We start from the raw sequence: 863 nt of genomic DNA on the forward strand, positions 1-863 counted from the left end.
TTCCTCGCCTCGGACGACGCCTCGTACATCACTGGAGCCGTCATCCCCGTAGACGGCGGACTGGGAATGGGTCACTGAACCATGAGCGGAATCCTCGACGGCAAGCGCGTCCTGATCACCGGTGTGCTGATGGAGTCCTCCATCGCCTTCCACACCGCCAAGCTCGCCCAGGAGCAGGGCGCCGAGATCATCCTGACCGCGTTCCCGCGGCCCACCCTGACCGAGCGCATCGCCAAGAAGCTCCCCAAGCCCACCAAGGTCATCGAGCTCGACGTCACCAACGACGAGCACCTCGGGCGGCTCGCCGACATCGTCGGTGAGGAACTCGGCGGCCTCGACGGCGTCGTCCACTCCATCGGCTTCGCCCCGCAGGACGCCCTCGGCGGCAACTTCCTCAACACGCCGTTCGAGTCCGTCGCCACCGCCATGCACGTCTCGGCGTACTCCCTGAAGTCGCTCACCATGGCCTGTCTGCCGCTGATGCAGAACGGCGGCTCCGTGGTCGGCCTCACCTTCGACGCGCAGTACGCCTGGCCGCAGTACGACTGGATGGGCCCCGCCAAGGCCGCCCTGGAGGCCACCAGCCGCTACATGGCGCGTGACCTGGGCAAGCAGAACATCCGCTGCAACCTCATCTCCGCCGGTCCCATCGGCTCCATGGCCGCCAAGTCCATCCCGGGCTTCGGCGAGCTGGCCTCCGTCTGGGACAACCGCTCGCCCCTGGAGTGGGACCTCAAGGACCCGGAGCCGGCCGGCCGCGGTGTCGTCGCCCTGCTCAGCGACTGGTTCCCCAAGACCACCGGCGAGATCATCCACGTCGACGGCGGGCTGCACGCGATCGGTGCGTGAGCGCCGCCGCTGAG

1 protein-coding gene and 1 pseudogene are annotated in these 863 nt (G+C 68.3%); both read left to right on the forward strand.

Annotated features, from left to right (window positions below):
* Positions 1-78 (forward strand): annotated as a pseudogene (locus STRIP9103_RS48885) (beta-ketoacyl-ACP reductase); the annotation flags it as partial.
* Between the two features lie 3 nt (positions 79-81).
* Complete coding sequence (gene fabI, locus STRIP9103_RS13365; protein ID WP_009309947.1) at positions 82-849, forward strand: enoyl-ACP reductase FabI; 768 nt, start codon at positions 82-84, stop codon at positions 847-849.
* The last annotated feature ends 14 nt before the right edge of the window (positions 850-863 follow it).

This window comes from Streptomyces ipomoeae 91-03 (genome assembly GCF_000317595.1).
Taxonomy (GTDB): Bacteria; Actinomycetota; Actinomycetes; order Streptomycetales; family Streptomycetaceae; genus Streptomyces; species Streptomyces ipomoeae.

Bases quoted from the DNA above. Each gene is read 5' to 3' on its own strand.
- fabI (WP_009309947.1), top strand. From the start codon at position 82: ATGAGCGGAATCCTCGACGGCAAGCGCGTCCTGATCACCGGTGTGCTG.